The 23,688-nt window shown below is 42.5% G+C and carries 21 protein-coding genes, 4 tRNA genes and 1 pseudogene; 12 read left to right on the top strand and 14 right to left on the bottom strand.

Annotation, left to right across the window (positions count from 1 at the left end; all coding sequences use genetic code 11):
* Position 1: 1 nt before the first annotated feature.
* The 7 genes from F0249_RS17820 to lolB form a co-directional block, all read right to left on the bottom strand.
* Positions 2 to 83: transfer RNA gene (locus F0249_RS17820), tRNA-Leu, on the bottom strand.
* Positions 84 to 150: 67 nt separating this feature from the next.
* Positions 151 to 227: transfer RNA gene (locus F0249_RS17815), tRNA-Met, on the bottom strand.
* Positions 228 to 520: 293 nt separating this feature from the next.
* Positions 521 to 1,612, bottom strand: a complete 1,092-nt coding sequence (gene ychF, locus F0249_RS17810) for a redox-regulated ATPase YchF (RefSeq protein ID WP_113795374.1) — start codon at positions 1,610 to 1,612, stop codon at positions 521 to 523.
* 10 nt (positions 1,613 to 1,622) lie between these two features.
* Entirely contained in the window at positions 1,623 to 2,213 is a 591-nt protein-coding gene (gene pth, locus F0249_RS17805) for an aminoacyl-tRNA hydrolase (protein WP_017054209.1), read from the bottom strand.
* Between the two features lie 144 nt (positions 2,214 to 2,357).
* Complete coding sequence (locus F0249_RS17800; RefSeq protein WP_017054210.1) at positions 2,358 to 3,305, bottom strand: ribose-phosphate pyrophosphokinase; 948 nt, start codon at positions 3,303 to 3,305, stop codon at positions 2,358 to 2,360.
* 26 nt (positions 3,306 to 3,331) lie between these two features.
* Positions 3,332 to 4,204, bottom strand: coding sequence for a 4-(cytidine 5'-diphospho)-2-C-methyl-D-erythritol kinase (gene ispE / locus F0249_RS17795; protein WP_171757371.1), 873 nt, complete (start codon positions 4,202 to 4,204; stop codon positions 3,332 to 3,334).
* Complete coding sequence (gene lolB / locus F0249_RS17790) at positions 4,201 to 4,830, bottom strand: lipoprotein insertase outer membrane protein LolB (protein ID WP_171757370.1); 630 nt, start codon at positions 4,828 to 4,830, stop codon at positions 4,201 to 4,203. The genes ispE and lolB overlap by 4 nt, the downstream gene beginning before the upstream one ends.
* 161 nt (positions 4,831 to 4,991) lie before the next feature.
* On the opposite strand from lolB, the gene hemA reads away from it, so the two are divergent.
* The 8 genes from hemA (at position 4,992) to ybaK (ending at position 13,051) form a co-directional block, all read left to right on the top strand.
* Positions 4,992 to 6,251, top strand: coding sequence for a glutamyl-tRNA reductase (gene hemA / locus F0249_RS17785; protein ID WP_017054213.1), 1,260 nt, complete (start codon positions 4,992 to 4,994; stop codon positions 6,249 to 6,251).
* A gap of 23 nt (positions 6,252 to 6,274) precedes the next feature.
* Positions 6,275 to 7,363, top strand: coding sequence for a peptide chain release factor 1 (gene prfA, locus F0249_RS17780; RefSeq protein ID WP_017054214.1), 1,089 nt, complete (start codon positions 6,275 to 6,277; stop codon positions 7,361 to 7,363).
* Positions 7,364 to 7,383: 20 nt separating this feature from the next.
* Complete coding sequence (gene prmC, locus F0249_RS17775) at positions 7,384 to 8,238, top strand: peptide chain release factor N(5)-glutamine methyltransferase (RefSeq protein WP_171757369.1); 855 nt, start codon at positions 7,384 to 7,386, stop codon at positions 8,236 to 8,238.
* 67 nt (positions 8,239 to 8,305) lie between these two features.
* Positions 8,306 to 8,689: a SirB2 family protein gene (locus F0249_RS17770; protein ID WP_017054216.1), complete on the top strand. Its 384-nt coding sequence runs from the start codon at positions 8,306 to 8,308 to the stop codon at positions 8,687 to 8,689.
* A gap of 6 nt (positions 8,690 to 8,695) precedes the next feature.
* Entirely contained in the window at positions 8,696 to 9,505 is an 810-nt protein-coding gene (locus F0249_RS17765; RefSeq protein ID WP_171757368.1) for a SirB1 family protein, read from the top strand.
* A 39-nt stretch (positions 9,506 to 9,544) separates the two neighbouring features.
* On the top strand, positions 9,545 to 10,396 hold the full coding sequence (gene kdsA, locus F0249_RS17760) for a 3-deoxy-8-phosphooctulonate synthase (RefSeq protein ID WP_017054218.1): 852 nt from the start codon (positions 9,545 to 9,547) through the stop codon (positions 10,394 to 10,396).
* A gap of 387 nt (positions 10,397 to 10,783) precedes the next feature.
* Entirely contained in the window at positions 10,784 to 12,445 is a 1,662-nt protein-coding gene (gene ushA / locus F0249_RS17755; protein ID WP_171757367.1) for a bifunctional UDP-sugar hydrolase/5'-nucleotidase UshA, read from the top strand.
* Positions 12,446 to 12,577: 132 nt separating this feature from the next.
* Positions 12,578 to 13,051 (top strand): Cys-tRNA(Pro) deacylase, encoded by a 474-nt coding sequence (gene ybaK / locus F0249_RS17750; RefSeq protein ID WP_017054220.1) that lies wholly within the window; start codon positions 12,578 to 12,580, stop codon positions 13,049 to 13,051.
* Between the two features lie 129 nt (positions 13,052 to 13,180).
* Here the strand turns inward: ybaK and rluF are convergent, their stop codons facing one another.
* The 3 genes from rluF to F0249_RS17735 all read right to left on the bottom strand — a co-directional run bounded on the left by rluF (position 13,181) and on the right by F0249_RS17735 (position 15,356).
* Positions 13,181 to 14,278 carry a 23S rRNA pseudouridine(2604) synthase RluF gene (rluF, locus tag F0249_RS17745; RefSeq protein WP_171757366.1) on the bottom strand — a complete coding sequence of 366 codons (1,098 nt, stop codon included), beginning with the start codon at positions 14,276 to 14,278 and terminating at the stop codon, positions 13,181 to 13,183.
* Positions 14,279 to 14,435: 157 nt separating this feature from the next.
* Entirely contained in the window at positions 14,436 to 15,017 is a 582-nt protein-coding gene (gene smrA / locus F0249_RS17740) for a DNA endonuclease SmrA (protein WP_113795367.1), read from the bottom strand.
* A gap of 198 nt (positions 15,018 to 15,215) precedes the next feature.
* Entirely contained in the window at positions 15,216 to 15,356 is a 141-nt protein-coding gene (locus tag F0249_RS17735) for a DUF3149 domain-containing protein (RefSeq protein ID WP_017054223.1), read from the bottom strand.
* Between the two features lie 275 nt (positions 15,357 to 15,631).
* Here F0249_RS17735 and F0249_RS17730 point away from each other — a divergent pair.
* A tRNA-Pro gene (locus tag F0249_RS17730) sits at positions 15,632 to 15,708 on the top strand.
* Between the two features lie 250 nt (positions 15,709 to 15,958).
* Here F0249_RS17730 and F0249_RS17725 read toward each other — a convergent pair.
* The 3 genes and pseudogenes from F0249_RS17725 to F0249_RS17715 all read right to left on the bottom strand — a co-directional run bounded on the left by F0249_RS17725 (position 15,959) and on the right by F0249_RS17715 (position 20,326).
* On the bottom strand, positions 15,959 to 16,831 hold the full coding sequence (locus F0249_RS17725) for a TraB/GumN family protein (protein ID WP_171757372.1): 873 nt from the start codon (positions 16,829 to 16,831) through the stop codon (positions 15,959 to 15,961).
* Between the two features lie 238 nt (positions 16,832 to 17,069).
* Entirely contained in the window at positions 17,070 to 17,513 is a 444-nt protein-coding gene (locus F0249_RS17720; RefSeq protein WP_017053319.1) for a DUF411 domain-containing protein, read from the bottom strand.
* Between the two features lie 9 nt (positions 17,514 to 17,522).
* A pseudogene (locus F0249_RS17715) lies at positions 17,523 to 20,326 on the bottom strand (copper-translocating P-type ATPase).
* Positions 20,327 to 20,537: 211 nt separating this feature from the next.
* On the opposite strand from F0249_RS17715, the gene gltX reads away from it, so the two are divergent.
* On the top strand, positions 20,538 to 21,968 hold the full coding sequence (gene gltX / locus F0249_RS17710; protein WP_171757364.1) for a glutamate--tRNA ligase: 1,431 nt from the start codon (positions 20,538 to 20,540) through the stop codon (positions 21,966 to 21,968).
* 109 nt (positions 21,969 to 22,077) lie between these two features.
* Here the strand turns inward: gltX and F0249_RS17705 are convergent, their stop codons facing one another.
* The gene (locus F0249_RS17705; protein WP_171757363.1) at positions 22,078 to 22,584 is read right to left on the bottom strand and encodes a Fe3+-citrate ABC transporter substrate-binding protein; all 507 of its coding nucleotides are present in this window, start codon (positions 22,582 to 22,584) and stop codon (positions 22,078 to 22,080) included.
* 356 nt (positions 22,585 to 22,940) lie between these two features.
* Here F0249_RS17705 and F0249_RS17700 point away from each other — a divergent pair, with 356 nt between their 5' ends.
* Both F0249_RS17700 and F0249_RS17695 read left to right on the top strand, forming a co-directional pair.
* Positions 22,941 to 23,198: a DNA polymerase III subunit epsilon gene (locus F0249_RS17700; protein ID WP_113795363.1), complete on the top strand. Its 258-nt coding sequence runs from the start codon at positions 22,941 to 22,943 to the stop codon at positions 23,196 to 23,198.
* Positions 23,199 to 23,603: 405 nt separating this feature from the next.
* A tRNA-Arg gene (locus F0249_RS17695) sits at positions 23,604 to 23,679 on the top strand.
* The last annotated feature ends 9 nt before the right edge of the window (positions 23,680 to 23,688 follow it).

The raw sequence follows: 23,688 nt of genomic DNA, 5'->3' as shown, positions 1-23,688 counted from the left end.
GTGCGGTCGGAGAGACTTGAACTCTCACACCTCTCGGCGCCAGAACCTAAATCTGGTGCGTCTACCAATTCCGCCACGACCGCAGCAAATCTTTATAGTTATATCGATATTGGTCATTCAATATAACGTTGTAATTCTTTAAATGAAAAATGGTGGCTACTGCGGGATTCGAACCTGCGACCCCATCATTATGAGTGATGTGCTCTAACCAACTGAGCTAAGTAGCCATTTCCAATTTTTCTGCTCTCGTTGAATCGTTGCCTTATCGCTGAGAACGGGGCGCATTATGCGTAGTTGAGCTAAACCCGTCAATAGTTTTTTTGAATAAATACGTTTTAAAGGACTGTTCGCCCTTTTTTTAAACAAAGAGACGTATTTGTGATCAAAAACCACCAACAAAAACGGATCTAAACTCTAAATTAACGGTTTTCTTTTCAATAGAAAAAGAGATAAAAAAAAGCCAACGCGAACGTTGGCTTCTTATCATTAATCAATTTGACGATAATTCGTACATTACAATTTATACGTTGAAACGGAAATGAACCACATCGCCATCTTTAACGATGTAATCTTTGCCTTCTAAGCGCCATTTACCCGCTTCTTTAGCTCCGCTCTCACCGTTAAATTCGATAAAGTTGTCATAACCGACAACTTCAGCTCGAATGAAACCTTTCTCAAAGTCAGTGTGGATCTTACCTGCAGCTTGTGGTGCTGTTGCGCCAACAGGGATAGTCCATGCGCGAACTTCTTTAACACCAGCAGTGAAATAGGTTTGCAGTGTTAGAAGTTCGTAGCCAGAACGAATTACGCGGTTAAGACCCGGTTCTTCGATTCCCATATCCGCTAGAAACTCTTCACGATCTTCGTCATCTAATTCAGAAAGCTCAGATTCAATAGCAGCGCACACTGGAACTACTACGTTGTTTTCTTTTGCTGCGAATTCACGCACAAGATCCAGGTATGGATTATTCTCAAAACCGTCTTCACTTACGTTTGCGATGTACATCGTAGGCTTAAGTGTTAGGAAGTTTAGGTAATCAATGGCGATAAGTTCTTCTTTTGTTAGTTCGATTGTACGAGCCATTCCGCCTTCAGTTAGAATTGGAAGTAGCTTTTCTAGTACAGTTATTTCGAATTTCGCATCTTTGTCACCGCCTTTTGCTTTTTTAGCATTACGCTGTAAAGCACGTTCACAGCTATCTAAATCGGCAAGAGCAAGCTCAAGGTTGATGATTTCGATGTCGTCAAGAGGTGAGATTTTACCTGCAACGTGAATGATGTTTTCATTTTCAAAACAACGTACCACGTGGCCAATTGCGTCTGTTTCACGGATGTTAGCTAGGAATTTGTTACCTAAACCTTCACCTTTTGAAGCACCAGCAACCAAACCTGCAATATCAACAAATTCCATTGTTGTTGGTAAGATGCGTTCTGGGTTTACAATTTTCGCCAGAGCGTCTAAACGAAGATCTGGAACTGGAACAACACCAGTGTTTGGTTCAATAGTACAGAACGGAAAGTTTGCCGCTTCAATACCAGCTTTAGTAAGCGCGTTGAACAGAGTTGATTTACCTACATTTGGTAGACCAACGATGCCACATTTAAAACCCATGATAATAACCTTATTCAGCTTTGAACGTATGTAAGCGATTTTGTGCTTTGGTCAGGCCATCTTTTAATAAGATGTCGAGGCTGCGTACTGATTCATCCACTACGGCCTCTATACACTCCTGCTCTTTAGCGGGAGCTTTGCCTAACACATAACCTGCAACTTTATCTTTATGCCCAGGATGGCCAATGCCGAGCCTGAGACGATAGAATTCTTTATTATTCCCTTGCTTACTGATGATGTCTTTCAGGCCATTATGACCGCCATGACCACCACCTTTTTTAAATTTTCCTACGCCGGGAGGTAAGTCTAGCTCATCATGAGCGACCATTATTTCTTCCGGCTTAATTTGGTAGAACTTCGCCAGTGCGGCAACAGATTTACCAGATAAATTCATAAAAGTGGTTGGGATCAGTAAGCGAAGATCTTCGCCATGCACCATGATGCGACCCGTTAACCCAAAGAATTTAGCTTCATTCTTCAGAGTGACGTTATGTACACGTGCTAACTCTTCTACTACCCAAGCACCCGCATTATGGCGAGTTTTGGCATACTCAGGACCAGGATTCGCTAGTCCGACGAGAAGTTTTATTTGTTGGCTCAAGGTTAGGATCTCTCAGGAATTTCAAAAAGCGCCGTATAGTAGCATAGAAAATGCTTAAGGGGCGAGAGTCACAAAACCCTCGCATATATAAAAAAACCACCTCATGTTTGAGGTGGTTTTTATATTCATTAAACCAAAGAAGGATTAATTGCTAAACATCGCAGAGATTGACTCTTCGTTGCTGATACGACGAATAGCTTCAGCTAGCATGCGAGAAAGGCTAAGTGTGGTTACTTTGCCTGTAGCTTCCATCTCTTTAGTCATTGTGATTGAGTCAGTTACGATAACTTGATCAAGCACAGAGTTGCCGATGTTGTCTGCGGCACTGCCTGAGAATACAGCGTGAGTCGCATAAGCAAATACGCGCTTCGCTCCACGTGCTTTCAGTGCTTCTGCTGCTTTACATAATGTACCGCCAGTATCAATCATGTCGTCAACGATGACACAATCGCGACCTTCAACATCACCGATAAGGTTCATTACTTCTGAAACATTTGCGCGTGGACGACGTTTGTCAACAATCGCAATATCGATATCACCTAGGGCTTTCGCAGTTGCACGAGCACGAACAACGCCACCAAGGTCAGGAGAAACCACTACTGGGTTTTCTAGACCACGGTTTGCCATGTCTTCAAGTAAAACTGGAGTACCGAAAATGTTATCAACAGGTACATCGAAGAAGCCTTGAATTTGCTCTGCGTGTAGGTCGATAGTTAGAACGCGGTCAACACCAACGTTAGAAAGGAAGTCTGCAACAACTTTTGCAGTAATTGGTACACGAGCAGAACGTACGCGACGATCTTGACGGGCATAACCAAAGTATGGGATTACAGCAGTAATACGGCCAGCTGAAGCGCGGCGCATTGCGTCAATCATTACCACCAACTCCATTAAGTTGTCGTTGGTTGGTGCACAAGTTGATTGAATGATGAATACATCGCTACCACGAACATTTTCATTAATTTGAACAGCGACTTCGCCATCAGAAAAACGTTCAACAGTAGCATCTCCTAGAGAGATGTATAGACGATCAGCAATACGTTGGGCTAGTTCAGGTGTTGCGTTACCAGCAAATAGCTTCATATCAGGCACGGTGGAAACCTCGGTTGCGTCCAGTTTTAAATAGATTGGGTTTGGGCTGATTTATATTCAGCCAGTGTCTCTTTTAAAGGTGAAGTGTTTCGACCTTTTGCAATGAATGCAGAGACAGTGTCAGGAAGTTTTTCTAGAACAGTTTCAGCGTTTTGTTTGCTATCAAACTCAGCAAATACGCAGGACCCAGTTCCTGTCAATCTCGACGGCGCGTATTGTAACAGCCAAGAAAGTTGCTTATCAACCTCTGGGTACAGCATTCGAACAATTTTTTCGCAATCGTTTTCGTATTTTTCGCTTAGAAGCGTTGTCAAGGCTCGCTTTGGCGTATTTCTAATTAATTTTTCATGCGTGAATATGTCTACCGTTGCAATGCTAACTTGGGGCTTGATCACTAAATACCATTTTTCTTCTGGTTCCGCTTTTACCAGTTTTTCGCCTACACCTTCTGCAAAAGCAGCATAGCCATGAACAAATACAGGTACATCTGCGCCCAATTTCAAACCTATCTCTGCAAGTTGTTCATCAGAAAGGTCTAAACCCCAAAGATAATTGAGGGCAACTAAGACGGTTGCAGCATTTGAAGATCCACCACCGATTCCGCCTCCCATAGGAAGGATTTTATTTAAAATAATGTCAGCCCCAAGCGAGCATGAAGCATACTCTTGTAGTGCTGTAGCGGCTTTCCAAATTAAATTATCTTGTGTCGCCACCCCTTTGATTTCTGGGGTAATGGTAATTTGAGCTGAGTTATTTGCAGTAATTAATAGGTCATCACCAAAATCGACAAATTGAAATAGGGTCTGCAATTCATGGTAACCATTGTCTCTACGACCTGTTATATAGAGAAAGAGGTTTAATTTGGCAGGGGATGGCCAAGAGGTTTGTTTGGTTATCATTCCGTAATTTTCCATTTAGACACAACAATATTGATGGTGGTATCGGCTTGCGTAAATTTTAATTTTGACGGTAAAGGACGCGGATTTACATCGGAATTTTCCGCTAAGTTAGTAGTTTCCTTGTAAGCTTGATATTCGAGTTGCCATTGACGAAGGCCCACTTTTTTATTTAAAGAGGCTAGTGTGTTGGTCTCATTTAACTGAAACTGGTCAGCTCCCGTAGGTAAGCCAAGTAACCATTGTGGCATATGATCGATTGGGATCATCAACCCTGTAAGGTTATAAACTAATTGTGTGGCACTCTCTCCAGTAAAGGTTTCGTCGTCGTAAGTGACTACTTTTGCCCCTTGAGGGGTGATCGTCAAATTGAGTGCTGTTTGCCCCAGAAATGTGGTTAATCGTAGATGGCTAAGCTTCTCTGAGTGTTTCCACTGAAAATTCAGACTTTGTCTCTGCTGTGGAGATATGTAGGCGAGTTTACCCGTAATGTTGTAACTGGTTATCTGTTTTAGCTTCGATTGATGAGATTGCCACTCAACGCTGGTGACTGTTTCTGGAATGCTGGAACACCCAAAAAGAAGAAGACTTGCAAAAAATAGGCTAAGGGCTTGGCGAAATTTGATCATGTTTGCTCACAACTTGCTCAAAAATGGGAAGAAAGCAGGGCAACTATAGCATTGAACTCACGAACTCAGTAAAACAAATCCTCCTTGCCCTTTAAATAGATCCCTCCATCAAGTAAAATTCGCCACTTATTTATGTATCTTGATCAGAGAACCTTCAATTCATGTCCTTGCTTGCTATTGGTATTAATCACAATACAGCCTCGGTAGATTTGCGAGAAAAAGTCGCATTTGGCCCCGATAAACTGACGGAAGCGTTAAAGCAGCTAGGTGCAAATGAGAATGTAAACGGAAGTGTTATCATTTCCACTTGTAATCGAACTGAAATTTATTGCGATATAAAAGCCGCAACAAAGAATAAGCTTATTGATTGGCTTTCTAACTTTCATGATATTAGTCCTGAAGAACTAAAACCAAGTTTATACATTTACGAAGAGCAAGCGGCGATTAAGCACTTGATGCGGGTATCGTGTGGATTAGACTCTTTAGTACTTGGTGAACCGCAGATCCTTGGTCAAGTTAAGCAGGCTTTTTCTGATTCGAGAGAATTAAAAGCCGTTGACGCTTCAATGGAAAAATTGTTCCAAAAATCTTTCTCTGTTGCGAAACGAGTTCGGACAGAAACTGAAATTGGCGGAAGTGCTGTTTCCGTGGCTTATGCTGCTTGTACTTTAGCGAAACAAATTTTCGAATCATTGGCTGACTCTACAGTATTACTGGTTGGTGCCGGTGAAACTATAGAACTTGTCGCGAAACATTTAGCGAGTAATGGCTGTACCAATATGATTGTTGCTAATCGTACTCGTGAACGAGCGTTAAGTTTAGCGGAAGAGTTCGGAGCAGATATTATTGGGCTACCGGATATCCCTGATTATTTACCGCGAGCCGATATTGTGATTAGTTCTACCGCGAGTCCTTTACCTATCATAGGGAAGGGGATGGTAGAAACGGCGCTCAAAGCTCGTAAGCATCAACCAATATTATTAGTAGATATTGCCGTTCCTCGTGATGTAGAAGCGCAGGTAGGGGATTTAAATGATGCCTATCTTTATACGGTTGATGATTTACAATCCATCGTTGAAAGTAATCTTGAACAGCGAAAAGTGGAAGCTATCCAAGCAGAAGCTATTGTTAGTGAAGAAAGCGCGATATTCATGACGTGGATGCGCTCGTTGCAAGCCGTCGATAGTATTCGAGATTTTCGGAAGTCGGCGAATGAGATTCGAGAAGAACTTTTAAATAAAAGTTTGCAGTCTCTTGAGGCTGGAAATGATCCACAGAAAGTATTACTAGAACTTAGTAATAAGTTAACGAACAAATTGATCCATGCTCCCACTCGCGCGTTACAAAGTGCAGCCGAGCAAGGTGAACCAGCAAAATTAACAGTCATTAGACAAAGTCTGGGTCTTGATGACCCTAGCTAAGACTCATAAGAAGTAAGAGAAGTATGAAATCCTCGATTCTAGTAAAGCTTGAAAGCCTAGTTGAACGCTATGAAGAAGTTCAGCATCTACTTGGTGACCCTGATGTTCTCGGTGACCAAAACAAATTCCGTGCTTTGTCGAAAGAGTACTCCCAGCTAGAAGAAGTGACTCAGTGCTTCCAAGCTTACCAGCAAGCACAAGAAGATCTTGTGGCAGCTGAAGAGATGGCCAATGAAGATGATGCAGAAATGCGTGAAATGGCTCAGGAAGAGATCAAAGAAGCAAAAGCGGCTATTGAAAAATTGACCGATGAACTGCAAATTTTGTTGCTACCGAAAGATCCAAACGATGAGCGTAACTGTTTCTTAGAAATCCGCGCCGGTGCGGGTGGCGATGAAGCGGGTATCTTTGCGGGTAACTTGTTCCGTATGTACTCAAAGTTTGCTGAGAAGAAAGGCTGGCGCGTAGAAGTGATGAGCTGCAACGTGTCTGAGCAGGGTGGTTACAAAGAGATGATCGCTAAAGTAAGCGGTGATGGCGTGTTCGGTACTATGAAGTTTGAATCTGGTGGTCACCGTGTTCAACGTGTACCAGAGACTGAATCTCAAGGTCGTGTACACACTTCTGCATGTACCGTTGCTGTCATGGCTGAAGTACCAGAAGCAGATTTACCAGAGATTAAATCAAGCGATCTGAAAATTGATACTTTCCGTTCTTCGGGTGCGGGTGGTCAGCACGTTAACACGACAGATTCTGCTATTCGTATTACCCACCTTCCAACGGGTACGGTTGTTGAGTGCCAAGATGAGCGTTCACAACATAAAAACAAAGCCAAAGCGATGGCTGTTCTTGCGGCTCGTATTATTCAAGCTGAAGAAGCTCGTCGTGCTGCGGTAGTCTCTGATACTCGTCGTAACCTACTTGGTTCAGGCGATCGTAGTGACCGTATTCGTACTTATAACTACCCACAAGGTCGTGTATCTGATCACCGTATCAACCTGACACTTTACCGCCTATCAGAAACGATGGAAGGCGATCTACAAAGCTTGGTTGATCCTGTAATGGCAGAGCACCAAGCCGATCAACTTGCTGCATTAGCTGATAACCATTAATTGTTGGTGACGCAGAATTAATGAACGCTAACCGCACAATCGAACATGTGCTTAAAGCTACCATTAGCCAGTTTCAAGAGAGCGGCAGTGATTCGCCCTCTCTTGATGCGGCAGTGTTACTTTGCCATGCACTCGATAAACCTCGCTCATATTTACTGACTTGGCCTGAAAAAACGCTAACCGATGAACAGTGGATTGAGTTCAATCGTATTGTTGAAAGGCGACTAAAAGGCGAGCCTGTTGCCTATATTGTCGGGGAGAGGGAGTTCTGGTCTCTGCCATTAAAAGTATCACCTTCCACTTTAATTCCCAGGCCTGATACCGAAAGATTAGTTGAAGTTGCTCTGGATAAAACCTTCAAACAGCAAGGTGCCATTCTCGATTTAGGAACCGGTACAGGGGCGATAGCATTAGCTTTAGCGTCAGAGTTACCTAATCGACAAGTCATCGGGGTCGATCTGCGACCTGAAGCGCAACAGCTTGCGACTCATAATGGGCAACAACTTAATCTTTTAAATGCGACTTTTCGCCATGGCAGTTGGTTTGAACCGATTGATAACGGCATGAAGTTTGCTTTAATTGTTTCGAACCCGCCCTACATTGAAGAAAATGATCCGCACTTAACTCAAGGTGATGTTCGCTTTGAACCCATAACAGCACTTGTTGCTGAAGATGAAGGTTTGGCTGATATTCGGTTTATATCCACCCATGCTATTGATTATATGGAAAAAGATGCATGGTTGGTTTTTGAGCATGGTTACGATCAAGGACAAGCGGTTCGACAAATAATGATCGATCTTGGCTATTGTGATGTCACAACAGAACAAGATTACGGTGGCAATGATAGAGTGACTTTAGGTCGTAATATTAAATAGCCCCTAGAGCGACAATCTTTGCCGCTGAGCAAATATTGTCATAAGAGCCAACAATAAGAGAGATAATATGTACGAAGCTCTAAAACACTTTCACCTTCTGACGATTGGTATTAGTGCCGTTTTACTTTCCGTTCGCTACTTTTTGATGATGGCGAACTCTCCAATACTTGAGCATGGTTTTCTAAAACGTTTTCCTCATATCAATGACTCTCTGCTCCTGCTCTCTGGCTTTGCACTGATTGCAATTACAGGCTTTATCCCTTTCACACCTGAAGCGCCTTGGTTAACTGAAAAATTAACCTGCGTTATGATCTATATCGCGTTGGGATTTTTTGCACTACGATTAGGCCGTAATAAATTGCTGCGTTCATTCTCATTTTTTGGTGCTCTAGGCTGGCTAGCAATGGCAGGAAAGATTGCGATGACGAAAACGCCAACTATCTTTGGGTAATAAAGTATGCTTAATTTATTTGATGAAGATTTCGATAATATGGAATTGGTTGAAGGTGCTTTAGTTTTAAATAAAGCGGTAAATCCTGAAACTCAGGTTAATTGGGCTGAAGAAGAACTAGAGCGCTTGGTTAAAGAGGCCAAAAACTGTCTGAATCATGAAGTCAGTGATAAGCAGAACTTTGAATCCTTTCTGAATATTTTCTACTCTGATTGGGGCTTTAGCGGTGATAGAGAGGCGTATTTCTCTTCCGAAAATGCGTTTATCGATAAAGTGCTTGAGCGTCGCAAGGGTGTACCTGTTAGTCTAGGTTCTTTGCTACTCTTTTTTGGGCGAAAGTTGGGTTTCCCTATCGAAGGCGTCACTTTTCCAACTCAGTTTTTAATTAAAGTCACATGGCCTGAAGAGACCCCCGTTTATCTTAATCCGTATAATGGTGAATTCGTTGCACAGCATACACTTAAAGCGTGGCTGATTGGGCATGATGGCCCATTAGCTAATTTAGAGCCTGAACATTTCAATACAGCAGACAACCCAACCGTCATTGGACGTTGGCTTGCATTGTTAAAGAGTGCTTTGTTGCGTGAAGAGCGCTATACATTAGCATTAAGGTGCACGGATCTTGCGCTAAGCTTTGTTCCAGATGACCCATATGAGATTCGCGATCGTGGATTTATTTATCAGCAGTTAGATTGCCATCAGATAGCGGTATCCGATTACCAATACTTTATTGATCAGTGCCCTGATGATCCTGCGTCTGAGTTACTAAAGACTCAAGTTAATGCATTAAGTGAAAGTTCAATTACCATTCATTAGACATGAATGTTAACTACCTAATAATTTTGAGAGAAGATAATGGAACAGAAAACAGTTCATATTGGTGATATTCCAGTAGCCAACGACAAACCATTCACCCTATTTGCGGGCATGAACGTTTTAGAATCTCGCGATCTAGCGATGCAAATCTGTGAGCACTACGTAAAAGTGACGGAAAAGCTTGGCATCCCATACGTATTTAAAGCCTCTTTTGATAAAGCGAACCGCAGCTCAGTACACTCATACCGTGGCCCGGGCCTTGATGAAGGGATGAAAATCTTCCAAGAGTTGAAAGATACTTTTGGCGTTAAAATTATCACGGATATTCACACTGAAGCGCAAGCACAAGTGGTTGCCGATGTGGTTGATGTGATCCAATTACCTGCATTTTTAGCACGACAAACCGATCTTGTTGAAGCGATGGCAAAAACAGGCGCTGTGATTAATGTGAAGAAACCGCAATTCATGAGCCCAAATCAAGTAGGTAATATTGTTGATAAGTTTGCTGAGTGTGGCAACGAAAACATTATTCTATGTGAGCGTGGTTCATGCATGGGATATGACAACTTAGTCGTTGATATGCTTGGTTTCGGCGTGATGAAAAAATCATCAAATGGTAGCCCTATCATCTTTGATGTAACTCACTCATTGCAAATGCGTGACCCATCAGGTGCTGCATCTGGTGGCCGCCGTGAGCAAACTGTTGAGCTTGCGAAAGCCGGTTTGGCGACAGGTATTGCTGGCCTCTTCATTGAAGCTCACCCTAACCCAGATAAAGCAATGTGTGATGGCCCTTCAGCGCTGCCTCTAGATAAACTAGAACCATTCTTGGCTCAAATGAAATCGCTAGATGACCTGATCAAGAGTTTTGCGGATATCGATATTAAGTAATTTAATCTGATATTGTGTGTTTAAAAGGCTGACGAGAGTTGGCCTTTTTGCTATCTGCTTAACTAGACGAGTGTAGCGAGGTGATCTTTATGCTTATTAAGCGTTTCTCCTCTCATTTTTCAACGTAATCGTCGATCTCACAGTAAAACGTTTGCCTGTGATCTTATTTAACCTTAAGTGCAAGTAACCACAGCTATTACACCGATATTATCTTTTTAGTGTGATTGATTCGACATTAATATGAAAACAAAATGTTACTTGGACTCTGTTAATTTAAACTAGTTCATGTTTTATAGGTCTTTCAAGCAGATACAGTCTATTTGTAATATTTTGTCTGTAAGCCTATTTATAAAGTAGTGGACCCCTAACCGTTCAAAAGGTATGACAATGAAGCAAAGCCTTATTCTAAAGACTGCGTTAAGCGCAGCTATTCTTGCAACTCTTGGTGGTTGTGCATCTGAACCAACACACGACTGGAATGCAGATACAACGTACAAACTAACGGTTCTTCATACTAATGATAACCACGGTCGTTTTTGGCAGAATAAATATGGCGAGTACGGCATGGCTGCTCGTAAGACGCTTATCGATGAGTTGCGCGCCGATGTACGTGCTGAAGGCGGTAGCGTGTTGCTTCTTTCTGGTGGTGATATCAACACTGGTGTACCTGAGTCAGATCTTCAAGATGCAGAACCTGATTTTAAAGGTATGACTAAAATTGGTTACGATGCGATGGCACTGGGTAACCACGAATTTGATAATCCATTAGAAGTTCTATTCAAACAGAAAGAGTGGGCTGATTTCCCAATGCTTTCTGCGAACATCTACGATAAAGAAACGGGCGAGCGTCTTTTCCAAGCTTACCAAATGTTCGACAAGCAAGGTATCAAGATTGCCGTTATCGGTTTAACGACTGAAGATACAGCGAAAATTGGTAACCCAGAATACATCGGCGGTGTTGACTTCCGTGACCCTAAAGAAGAAGCGAAAAAACTGATCGCTGAACTTGAAGAGACTGAAAAACCAGACCTAATTTTTGCTGTAACACACATGGGCCACTACGAAGATGGTCAACGTGGTGTTAACGCTCCTGGTGATGTAGCTCTAGCTCGTTACTTAGATGAAGGTTCTCTGGATATGATCGTTGGTGGTCACTCTCAAGAGCCTGTATGTATGGAAGGTCCAAACGTTGCTAAGAAAAACTTCAAGCCAGGTGACGAGTGTAAACCAGACGAGCAAAACGGTACTTACATTGTTCAAGCTCACGAGTGGGGCAAGTACGTAGGCCGTGCTGATTACGAATTCCGTAACGGCGAGCTAGAGATGGTAAGCTATGATCTTATCCCTGTTAACCTTAAGAAAAAAATTAAGGTAGACGGCAAGAAGAAACGTGTTCTTATCCAAGAAGAGATTGCACAAGACAAAGAGCTTCTTGAGTTCTTACGTCCGTTCCAAGAGCAAGGCCAAGAACAGCTAGGTATTAAGATTGCTGAGACAAATGGCAAGCTTGAAGGTGACCGTAACGTCGTTCGTTTCCAACAAACTAACCTAGGTCGTCTGATTGCAACGGCTCACATGGAACGTGCAAAAGCAGATTTCTCTGTAATGAACTCTGGTGGCGTTCGTGACTCAATTGAAGCGGGTGACGTAACATACAAAGACGTTCTAACGGTTCAACCATTTGCAAATATCCTAACTTACGTAGACATGAACGGTGCGGAAGTAATGGACTACCTAAATGTTGTAGGTACTAAGCCTATCGATTCTGGTGCATACGCTCAGTTCGCTGGTATTTCAATGACAGTTGCTGGTGGTGAAGTATCTAATGTATTCATCGGTGGTAAACAGTTACGTTTAGACGAAACTTACCGTTTCACTATCCCAAGTTACAACGCTGCTGGTGGTGATGGTTACCCTAAAATTTCAGGTCACCCAGGCTACGTAAATACTGGTTTTGTTGACGCTGAAGTATTAAAAGATTACTTAGAAGCGAACAGCCCTGTTGATGTTAATGCATATGCACCATCTGGCGAGATTGTATACAAGTAATTAAGGAATAGTAGGAGAAAGAGTTTGACTCTTAGTCTCTGATATTTTTTACTAAAAGCGGTGCTTCGGCATCGCTTTTTTGTATTTAAAATTCAAGCAATGATTTCTTGCTCTTACCCTGTGGACAGACGAATGACTCCTGCAATTAACCTCGCGAAAAAGCGAAAGGTTCCTCATATAATCCATCAGTATCAACATGATCCAAACCATAATAGTTATGGGTTAGAAGCGGCGGAAGTATTAGGCCAAGACCCAGACACGGTATTCAAGACATTGCTATTTTGTATCAATGGAGAGCCAAAAAACCTGGCGGTTGCGGTTATTCCTGTAGCACAAAAACTCAATCTAAAATTAGCAGCAAAGGCGGCTAAAGCCAAAAAGGCAGAGATGGCCGATCCGGACATTGCACAGAAAACAACAGGGTATGTTGTGGGGGGGATCAGCCCACTAGGCCAAAAAAAAGCACTGCCAACGTTTATTCATTGCAGCGCAGAAACTTTGGTTGCGATATGTGTCAGTGCGGGTAAGCGTGGGCTAGAAATTGAATTAGCACCACAAGATTTGGCAGCACTAACTCGTGGTCAATTTGCTGAGTTATGCTTATAAAGTGACTTGTAAGTGATATTCGATTGATGTCAAAGCAACTAGAGTCAAAGCAATTTGAGCCAAAGGCAATAAAAAATCGCGACGAATACGCCGCGATTTTATCAATGTCTATGAGATTAGTTTATGAGATTACTTTTTCAAGCTCAACGTACCGCTGACTCTTTTAGGTGCGGGTTTATTTGGGCGCTGCCCTGAATGGCTCGGACGTGAGTCGCGCTTCCCATTTGCATCTCGGCTTGAACGTCGGTTGTCATTACGATCATCATTTGAGTATCGACGGTTCTCTGAACGTCCGCCAGTTGAACGCCCATCACTTGAGCGGCCCTCACTTGAACGACCAGAACCGCGCTTGCTGTTTGGTGCGTGTCTGAATTCATCACTACCATGACCACTATAGATTTTATGCTTAGGTGCGTTCTCAGCCTGTTGACGCGCATCGTAAAGTTTTGCATCGGTCGCTTTTTTGATGCGATGTCCTTTGCCGTCGACTTTTGAAGCCTCTTCAGTGCCGCTAGAACCTTCACTCATAAGTAAAATTTCAGCCACTTCATCATCCGTTAAATAACGCCATTTACCGTTAGGAATGCCATCTAAAGAGATATTCATGATGCGTACACGACGAAGCTTAAATACTTCAAAACCTAGCGCTTCACACATACGGCGAATCTGGCGATTCAGGCCCTGAGTTAAAGTAATGCGGAATGAATATTGAGTCTCTTTGGTGACTTTACATTGCAGAGTGACAGTATCTAAAATTTCAACGCCAGAGCTCATTTTATCTAAAAAGTGCTGAGTGATCGGTTTATCGACACGAACCACATACTCTTTTTCATGATTGTTCCCTGCGCGTAAAATCTTGTTCACAATATCGCCATCATTGGTTAGGAAGATCAAACCGTCAGATGGTTTATCTAAGCGACCAATAGGGAATATACGTTTCCTGTGACCAATAAAATCAACAATGTTGCCAGGAACATCACGTTCAGTGGTACAAGTAATGCCTGTCGGCTTGTTGAGAGCAATATAAACAGGGGCTTCTTTTGATTTTACTGGTTTACCATCAATGCATACTTCATCGCTAGGAAGCACTTTCGTGCCCATTTCAGGGATAGTGCCATTGATAGTAACTCGACCAGCATCAATCAGTTTATCTGCTTCTCGACGAGAGCAGAAACCTGTTTCACTGATGTATTTATTGAGACGTTTAGCTTGGGATTCTTGTGACATGAGATTCTCTTAGCGTTTCACAACGATTGTTTGGGTAAGAAATTAGGACGATTAAAAAAGCAACTACCGAGATAGTTGCTTTGATGATTCGTTCAATTTTAGCACTAACTTTAAAAATCAGCACGAACTTTAAAGTCGTGATGTTTTATTGCTGGGATCAGCTCATTCGTTTTTGATGGCGCTCTCTATTTTCGAGTTTTTGTTCTGCGCTTTTTCTCAATAAAACATAAACAGCACCAAACCCACCATGAAAATGTTGTGCGCTATGAACGCACTGAACGTCTTTAATTTGTTGTAACCATGTTGAAACGTAGCTTTTCATTAATGCTGGTGGATTAGAGCGTTCGCCTTTGCCGTGTACAATGACAACGGTTCTAATGTCCATCTTTAAACATTGACGTAAAAAGCGAACAACCTCATCACGCGCATCTTTCAACGTGTAACGGTGTAAATCAAGACGAGCTTGAATAGGGTATTTTCCGAGTCTTAATTTTCGATATACCCCCTCTTGGACGCCATCTCTTTTAAATTCAATCATGTCGTCCGGTTTAAGCATGGTGGCATTATCAAGAGAGAGGTACTCAGGATCACTTTCAGTCAGCCATATCGCCGCTTCACGTTTAGCGAGTTGGGCTTCGGTGACTTGATGAACCTTGGTGTGCTCTGCAGTATCGTGAGCCATTGGGGTTACGTCACTCATCATCTGTTGAAACAGATCTAAATCTTGGTCTTGAGACATAAGTGCATCTCAGTTAGTCAGTCATAGTGAAATTATATCAATTGAAATTGAAAAAGGACCAGACGGATAGAGAAGTTTTCGAAGGCGGAAATAAAAAACCGGAGTGGGTATCATACCGACTCCGGAGCAAAGCGATTATCTATTTATTGGTGCCATTTTTAGAAAAATAAATGTGGCGATTAAATAGGGCTAAGCGAGCTAGTGAGGAGATTTGTCATGCGTAACTTTGTAGATGATGAAACCGCCGTAAAACAGCATCAGACCTAGAGCACTAAGAATTACTATCATTGAAGATAGTCCCACAGCATTACCAAATAGGAGATCAAGCCAAAAGTCCATGTTTCCTCCAAAGTTCGTAGACAGACTTTAAAGTAATGTGTTCAGAAGTTGTTCACTCTGATCTGGATCAATAATGTTGCTAAGGTTAAGGGAATGTTTCTTGTGGTGTGTTTTTAATCACACTCTAGCGTTTTTTGGTGCTTATCTGAGCGAACGAAATAAAAAATTAAAAAAACAAAGAAAAGCACTTGCGTAACTCTTAAGAATCCGTAATATACGCATCCGTTGACAGGCAAAACGCCTAGTTCAAACGAGTTTATGAAAGATAAACATCTCGGTGAATAGCGCAGCTTGGTAGCGCATCTGGTTTGGGACCAGAGGGTCGGGGGTTCGAATCCCTCTTCACCGACCACATTAAGAAAAAGGCCTTATCGAAAGATAAGGCCTTTTTCGTTTCAGACGTATGGTTTGAGATGGTAGGCAACAAGAGTGGGGTTCGCCTAGAGTTTAAATCTGGCTCTTCACCGACGGCACTAAGAAAGGTTTTATCGAAAGATAAGGCCTTTTTCGTTTCTGTCGTATAATTTTGAAGTATCGCTTCAGGTGTATAGCTTGAGATGATTAAAAGGCTAAAAGGCTAAAAGGCTAAAAGGCTCGTAGGGCTAAAACTCGCAGCCTGCGGGCGTACTTTTTGATCGTTGATGAATGGCGAATCCTTTCCGTTCTAATAACGAAATCAAGTTGCGCTCTCCCGCTAAGTGCAAAGTACCGACAACAACCAAATATCGCCCTTTTTCTTGAATGAGTTGATCGCCATCGAGCTTATCTGCCCAGTCATGGTTGCGCTGAAAAACGAATCGCTCACTTATTACGTGGTTTATTTCAGATTCTTCAGACAGCTGTTGTAGATTTTCAATATCACCAGCCTTCCAACTCTTGATTAAGCAGTGTGTAATATCCTCACCGTCATCCCACTCTTCGAGCCCGCTGGCTAATAATTCAATTCCACCATTTGGTAACTGAGTGATGAGATCGATTTGAAATTGAAGCGACTCTAAACCGATAACAGGCTTATCTGACAGTGTGGCTTGTATCATCAGGTTGTTATCGATGCCATATTCTGAAGAGTAACCAAGTTGCTTAAACTGTTTCGCCTGGATAGTCAGCGCCGTTGCCCACGGTGGGGATTGAAGTAGATGGTCGGGTGCAATTTCAAGTTGGCGTGCAATTGTTTTTAGTTTCTGTTGCTGCTTTTTAGATAGTAACTCTTCACTAGTAATAGTGGTTGATGGGTAGCGAATGCCATGATCCTTTCTCGTATCCGTTTCTACGATAAGTCCATCACTCTGCTTTAAGTATTGGAGGATAAAACTAGGAAGAGGGTAGAGAGATGCGTTGCCCACATGGACAGAGCCAAGAATGATAAGCTCTTTATCTCCTTTAGTTGCAGACCAGTAAAGAGGTTCTGCATGAGCCAAAGCTGAAATAAAGAAACTAATCCCAAGTAAAAACGTACGAACTCTAGAAGCCTTAATCACGATTTATCATCCATTCAAATCTTATTTATTATCATGATTGTCGCTAGTCCACATTCAGGTTGTCAATTCTATTCTCCTACAAAGCGAATGCTTATCAGGTTAATGCTTCTAGATTGAATCCAATAACCACTTCTTACCTGGCATTTATCGGTTCATATCTCTCTAAGTGGGCACTTCTATGATCAAAAAAAGGAGCTCAACACATCTGCTGGCTCCTTTTGGTTAATCGAAATAATTACTTCTTTGCTTCATAATGACGGTATTCGTAAACTTGCCCCTTCTCGTTGAAGGCATACACCGAGTATTCATCTCGTTTATGTCCATACTCCATACCCGGAGAGCCCATCGGCATACCTGGAACGGCAAGCCCTTTGGCATTCTTTGGTGGGTTGTCTAAAAATGCTTGTATATCTTCAGCGGGTATATGCCCTTCAAATACATAGCCGTTAATTTCAGCGGTGTGGCAAGATGCAATTTCTGGTGTGATCCCTAACTTCTGTTTTACGGGATTCATGTTTTCATGCAGTTGCTCTTTGACGTTAAAACCTGCGTCTTTCATGTGCTGAGTCCACTCTGTACAACAACCACAGTAAGGGGATTTATGGTTAAGAACATCCGTAGCTAAAGCTTGGCCAGAGACAAAAGTGAGCGCGGTTAATGCGAGAATTTTACTATTCATAAAAAAACCTTATCGATTTGTGTCGTGAGTTTGTGGTTTGAACAGACGCAAGCGATTTGCGTTACTCACCACGGTAATTGAAGATAGCGCCATCGCTGCACCTGCAACGACAGGGCTAAGTAAGAAGCCAAAAAATGGATATAAAACACCAGCGGCGATTGGAATACCTAGCGAGTTATAGACAAAGGCACCAAATAAGTTCTGTTGCATATTTCGAACGGTAGCTTTAGACAGTTCAATGGCATTTAGTACTGCGATTGGGGATGAGTTTAGTAGCGTCATTTGTGCACTCTCTATGGCGACATCACTGCCACTTCCCATGGCAATTCCGACATCAGCTTGAGCTAAAGCGGGTGCATCATTGATACCATCACCGACCATAGCGACAATTCCGGTATTACGTTGTAGCTGTTCGATATGTTGAGCTTTCTCATCAGGCAAAATTTGCGCGATAACCTGGTCAAGGCCTAATTCATCAGCAATAGCTTTTGCGACGTGTTGGCTGTCTCCGGTGAGCATTACGGTGCGAATACCAGCTTGCTTTAATTGAGTAATGGCGAGTTTCGCATCGGATTTAATTGGATCTGAAATGGCGATAATGCCGCTGAGCTGGTTATCGATAATGACGACAACGGGCGTCCATGCAGACTTTTTACATTGAGAAATAGCATGCTTTGCTTCGGAAAGATCGGCGTTGAGCGTTTCGGCATGCTGAAGTGATGCGATGATAATATCCTTGCTATCGATTGTGGCTTGGATCCCTTTCCCACGCAGGTTGCTAAATTGGCTATGTACCAAAGGTTCTAAGTGCCGATCTTGAGCATATTGGCATACCGCTTTCGCTAATGGATGCTCTGAATGACGCTCGGCAGAGTAGGCGAGGGTGAGCAAATCATTATCTTCAATGTTGAACGAAAACAGTCGTTGGACGCTAGGTTTTCCTTGAGTTAACGTTCCTGTCTTATCAAACACCACCGTATTAATCTTACTGGCAGATTGTAGAACATTAGCATCTTTAATTAATATTCCTAGTTCTGCTGCTTTACCAACGCCGACGGTCACCGAAAGTGGTGTCGCGAGACCTAAAGCGCAAGGACAAGCAATGATTAGAACGGTTGTTGCGACGACTAACATGTAGCTCGCTTTAGGATCTGGGCCGACCCAAAACCAAATAAGCGCAGAGATCACCGCAATAACAACGACGACAGGAACAAACACGGCAGATATAGAGTCAGCAAGTTTGGCAATGGCTGGTTTACTGCTTTGTGCTTGACGTACCATTTGAATAATACGGGCGAGCATGGTATCGCTGCCAACGCCTGTCGCTTCCATCAGGAGGCTGCCATCCCCATTGATAGTACCCGCAGAGAGTGCATCACCAAGAGCTTTGACGGCTGGAACCGGTTCACCTGTCAGCATTGACTCATCAAGATAAGATTCACCATCGACCACTTTTCCATCGACGGGCACCTTTTCACCGGGTCTAATTCTTAACTGCATCCCAAGTTGGATCGCTTCCACTGCAATGCTCTGTTCTGAGCCATTATTAACCAGCGTTGCTTGCTGCGGTTGCAGGTTTATCAATGCTTGTAGAGATTGAGTGGTGCGAGCTTTTGCTTTTGCTTCAATATAGTGACCAAGTGAAATTAACCCGATGATCATTGCACTGGCTTCGAAATAAACATGACGAGAGGCGATTGGGAACCAATCTGGAATGAGCACGACAAATATGGAGTAGAGCCAAGCAGCACCAGTACCGAGCGCAACCAAGGTGTCCATTGTCGCGCGTTTATGTAAGACCGACTTCCAAGCATTGATGAAAAAGTGTTTCCCTGATGTGGCGAGTAACCATAAGCAGAGTAATCCAACCATCCCCCAAATCAGTTGATCGTGAGTCGTACGGATCATCATGTTGCCGCCTAGCACTCCCCAAAGCATCAGAGGTGCACCGAGTAGCAGCGCTGTGATCGCATTTTTGCGGTATATTTTCTGTTCTTCTTGTTGTTGCTCAAGCTGTTTTTGCTGCTGGGTTTCAGGAGAATGAACAAATTCAGCGTGATAGCCAGCCGCTTCTATCGCAGCAATTAAAGGTGTTTGAATCACCTCTTGTTCGGATACCGAGAAAACTAATGCGCTCTGCTCAGCGAGATTGATCTGAACGTGTGATACCGCTTCGACAGAGAGACAAGCTTTCTCGACTGAAGAGACACAACTTGCACAAGTTAAGCCTTGCAGTAATAAATGATAACTGTGATTGGATTGGGCCTTTGCTGGTGGCGCGTCTGAATGAGGTTCTGCTATTAAATCATCACTTGCTAATGGTGTTGGCTTGATGACTTTCTCAGCGATTGATTGCTCATCGGAGACAGTTTGCTTGTCTGAGGCATCTGGCTCAAGAAGAGGAGACGCTTGGTAACCTATAGATGCGACTAAGTCGGTAATCTGCTGCGAATTCAGGTCGGTCACTAACGTTAATTCGGTTGTCGTGACAGAGAAGACACCAATATGAGGGTGCTGCTCAAGGTGTTGACTGAGCTTCTTTACACAGCGGCCACAATTTAATCCCGATAGAGAGAATTGAACCTTATTCCCAGCATGGTAACCGAGTGATTCTACAGTATTGATAATATCGGTCAGCGGAAGTGGCGTGTCTACCTGAAGCATTGTCGGGCTGATATCAATGACAGTGCTTTCAGAGTGCACTACTAATGCTCGTTTGACTTTATTCGCGCACCCCATGCAATTTAATCCATGAAGCGGAAGGGTATAGTGGTTCATGAGACAACCTTAATGGTAAGACACACGATTAAGATAAACCTTACCTTAAGGGTAAGGTCAATGTTTGATGACAAAAAAAGAGATTGGTTAGAAAAACAGTCACAATGATGATGGAGGATAAGAAATTTAAAACAGCACGATCATTGTAGATTTGCTTTAGGGTGGTAAAATGTCGCCACTTTAAATCCTTGTACTCGTAGTGAGCTAACTGAAGTCTCGCTACCCATTTATTCCTAAGGAAATCAAATGACGGTTAAAACTCGTTTTGCTCCTAGCCCTACTGGCTATCTTCACGTTGGTGGTGCACGTACTGCATTGTACTCTTGGCTTTATGCTAAAAACCAAGGCGGTGAGTTCGTTTTACGTATCGAAGACACTGACTTAGAGCGTAACTCTCAAGAAGCGGTAGATGCGATCCTTGAAGGAATGCAGTGGATGGGTTTAGAGTGGAATGAAGGTCCTTACTTCCAATCTAAGCGTTTCGACCGTTACAACGAAGTCGTAGAACAGCTACTTGCAGAAGACAAAGCATACAAATGTTACGCTTCTAAAGAGTTGCTAGACGAAATTCGTGCAGAGCAAGAAGCAAACAAAGAGATGGCTCGCTACGATGCTAACCACCCTAAAATTGTTGCAGCAAATGCAGCAGCAACGGGCGATGAGCCATGTGTTATCCGTTTCCGTAACCCTAAAGAAGGTTCGGTTGTTTTTGATGATCAGATCCGTGGCTGCATTGAAATTGCAAACAGCCAGTTAGATGATCTTATTATTCGTCGTACAGACGGTGCTCCAACGTATAACTTCGTAGTGGTTGTTGATGATTGGGATATGGGTATTACTAACGTTGTTCGTGGTGAAGATCACATCAACAACACACCACGTCAAATCAACATTTACAACGCATTAGGCGCACCAGTTCCGACTTTTGCTCACTGTGCAATGATCCTTGGCGATGATGGTGCAAAACTGTCTAAACGCCACGGTGCTGTATCTGTTATGCAATACCGTGATGAAGGTTACTTGCCAAATGCACTAAATAACTACCTTGTTCGTTTAGGCTGGTCTCACGGTGACCAAGAAATTTTCTCTCAAGAAGAGATGATTAACTTATTTACTCTTGAAGCGGTAAGCAAATCAGCTTCAGCGTTCAATACTGATAAGTTGCTTTGGTTGAACAACCACTACATCAAAACGTCTGAACCTGAGTATGTTGCAAAATACCTGCAATGGCATTTAGATAATCTCAACATCAACACTGAAAACGGTCCTGCTATTACAGATGTGATCACGTTGGTGGGTGAGCGTTGTAATACATTGGTGGAATTAGCTGAACAATCTCGTTACTTCTACGAAGATTTCTCTGAGTTTGAAGCGGGCGCAGCGAAGAAACATCTACGCGGTGTGGCGAAAGGCCCACTAGAACTTGCTTTGGCAAAAGTGGAAGCGCTAGAAGACTTCACAACAGCAAACATCAAAGATGGTGTGATTGCAGCGGTATGTGAAGAGCTAGAAATCGGCATGGGTAAAATTGGTATGCCACTTCGCGTCGCCGTAACAGGTGGCGGTCAGTCGCCTTCTGTTGATGCGGTAATGGAACTTGTTGGTAAAGAGCGCGTGATTGCTCGTATCAAGATGGCTCTAGAGTTTATTGCTGAACGTGAAGCGAACGCTCAATAAGTTTAAGCAGTAACCAAAACATAAAAAGCCTCATAACTTATCGTTGTGAGGCTTTTTTTGATTGTTAGTTGGTCTTAAATCTTGGAGCGTTTTGAATCTTAGCTAACCGTTATTTCAAATCAATACTGTGCAGTCGGCCCATAAATTCAAGAATCTTCAAGTTATCTTTGTGTGCCACAAGTAGTGCTTTTTTCGTTTGTGTATAAGCGGCAAGTTTTCCATGCTTATTGATAGAGCATACTTTGGTGCGATAGCGGTATTTCCCGTCATCACATAACTCACGCCACTTTGCGATATAGCAAGCGTCACGATGATCTGGGTCTGACAGTGTCGGACTTGGTTTGTAGACAATGCTTGGCTCTAAATTATGAGGGAGACGAGTCATCAAGTAAGGATCTTTGAGTAATTTTCCCCAAAACTTCCCCCACATCTCTTTACCAAGCTCATTGCGCAATGCAATTGCTTTCTTTAATCCTTCTTTCTCACCTATTTTGATGAAACCAACAGAGCGGTGCATCACCGTATCATCAGGCGTATGAATATGAATTTTAAACGCGGTCTTGCTCTGTGAGATAAAGCGATGACCTGTACTGGTTTCTAGATTGCTTTTCTTCATAAGGCTTTATTGTTTACAGTTTTGTTAATTGTAAGAGGTAACGTCTAAAAGTAGAAGTATCAATTGAGTATAGGAAAGAAAAATTGAGAAGGTGATACAAGTTTGAGAATCGGCGAACGTTGAGTTATTACTCTTGGTGCATAAGAGGTTTTATGATTGTAACTCAACGTCCGTTTAAATCTAAATGTGTGTTAATGCTTTTTGAATATCAACGATGTATTGATGCCACCAAAAGCAAAACTTCAATGAGTATCATGCTAGTATCTCCCTATCAGCGATATGAATGTGAAATAGAACTCATTTGTTTTACTGAGTGTAGTGAAACCTACCACGATTAACTAATGAGGATGTAAGCGATGAGCAAGTTAAATGCTGAGCAGCGAAAAGCACGAGATGATGAGCGTTTTTCACAACGAGTGAATGAGCGCAGAGAGAAAGGTGAAGATGTTGTAGCGTATGCGCTTGGCAATAAGAAAGCAGTTAAATTTTTAACTAAGTCAGAGAAGAAAAATCTAAAAGAACGCCGAGCAATGATTCAAGAAGAATTAAAAATAAAAGAGCAACAAGAGCTTGAAAGAATTGAAGCCGCGTTTACGGAAGATAATGCAGAGTAGGTTGTTCATATTCTGATAACCAGCTTTCTTGGAAAACAGCAAGAAGTTTGGGGCTGTCGTTCCAACGCTAGATTTTAAACATTGCTTATGTAGTGACAAAAAACAAAAGGGCTAAGAAGTTCACTACTTCTTAGCCCTTTCTTTATATGGCGCTCCCGACAGGATTCGAACCTGTGACCTGCCCCTTAGGAGGGGGTCGATATTAGCACTAATAAATAGTATTTATTCAATATATTCAGTGCCTTATGATTGATTTACTTATTTATAGCATTTTAAAATAGCATTTTTGCTAGTTTAGTGAAATTAATAAATACAGATATTTGATGAAAGTTTGTGCGGTTGAAAGAGTGATAGAAAATTAGGGCTTTCAAAAGTGTAATGAGTTGATATGATTGGTTTCTCAGTGTCCCCTTAGTTCAGCTGGATAGAACACGAGCCTCCTAAGCCTGAGACACAGGTTCGAATCCTGTAGGGGACACCATTCTAGATT

The organism is Vibrio sp. 03-59-1 (assembly GCF_013114135.1).
Lineage (GTDB): Bacteria > Pseudomonadota > Gammaproteobacteria > Enterobacterales > Vibrionaceae > Vibrio > Vibrio cortegadensis.
This window is presented reverse-complemented; position numbering and strand designations above follow the sequence as displayed.

Coding starts and splice junctions, on each gene's coding strand:
- ychF (WP_113795374.1), bottom strand. CDS start 1,612: ATGGGTTTTAAATGTGGCATCGTTGGTCTACCAAATGTAGGTAAATCA.
- ispE (WP_171757371.1), bottom strand. CDS start 4,204: ATGATAACCAAACAAACCTCTTGGCCATCCCCTGCCAAATTAAACCTC.
- lolB (WP_171757370.1), bottom strand. CDS start 4,830: ATGATCAAATTTCGCCAAGCCCTTAGCCTATTTTTTGCAAGTCTTCTT.
- hemA (WP_017054213.1), top strand. CDS start 4,992: ATGTCCTTGCTTGCTATTGGTATTAATCACAATACAGCCTCGGTAGAT.
- prfA (WP_017054214.1), top strand. CDS start 6,275: ATGAAATCCTCGATTCTAGTAAAGCTTGAAAGCCTAGTTGAACGCTAT.
- prmC (WP_171757369.1), top strand. CDS start 7,384: ATGAACGCTAACCGCACAATCGAACATGTGCTTAAAGCTACCATTAGC.
- F0249_RS17770 (WP_017054216.1), top strand. CDS start 8,306: ATGTACGAAGCTCTAAAACACTTTCACCTTCTGACGATTGGTATTAGT.
- F0249_RS17765 (WP_171757368.1), top strand. CDS start 8,696: ATGCTTAATTTATTTGATGAAGATTTCGATAATATGGAATTGGTTGAA.
- kdsA (WP_017054218.1), top strand. CDS start 9,545: ATGGAACAGAAAACAGTTCATATTGGTGATATTCCAGTAGCCAACGAC.
- ushA (WP_171757367.1), top strand. CDS start 10,784: ATGAAGCAAAGCCTTATTCTAAAGACTGCGTTAAGCGCAGCTATTCTT.
- ybaK (WP_017054220.1), top strand. CDS start 12,578: ATGACTCCTGCAATTAACCTCGCGAAAAAGCGAAAGGTTCCTCATATA.
- rluF (WP_171757366.1), bottom strand. CDS start 14,278: ATGTCACAAGAATCCCAAGCTAAACGTCTCAATAAATACATCAGTGAA.
- smrA (WP_113795367.1), bottom strand. CDS start 15,017: ATGTCTCAAGACCAAGATTTAGATCTGTTTCAACAGATGATGAGTGAC.
- F0249_RS17735 (WP_017054223.1), bottom strand. CDS start 15,356: ATGGACTTTTGGCTTGATCTCCTATTTGGTAATGCTGTGGGACTATCT.
- F0249_RS17720 (WP_017053319.1), bottom strand. CDS start 17,513: ATGAATAGTAAAATTCTCGCATTAACCGCGCTCACTTTTGTCTCTGGC.
- gltX (WP_171757364.1), top strand. CDS start 20,538: ATGACGGTTAAAACTCGTTTTGCTCCTAGCCCTACTGGCTATCTTCAC.
- F0249_RS17705 (WP_171757363.1), bottom strand. CDS start 22,584: ATGAAGAAAAGCAATCTAGAAACCAGTACAGGTCATCGCTTTATCTCA.
- F0249_RS17700 (WP_113795363.1), top strand. CDS start 22,941: ATGAGCAAGTTAAATGCTGAGCAGCGAAAAGCACGAGATGATGAGCGT.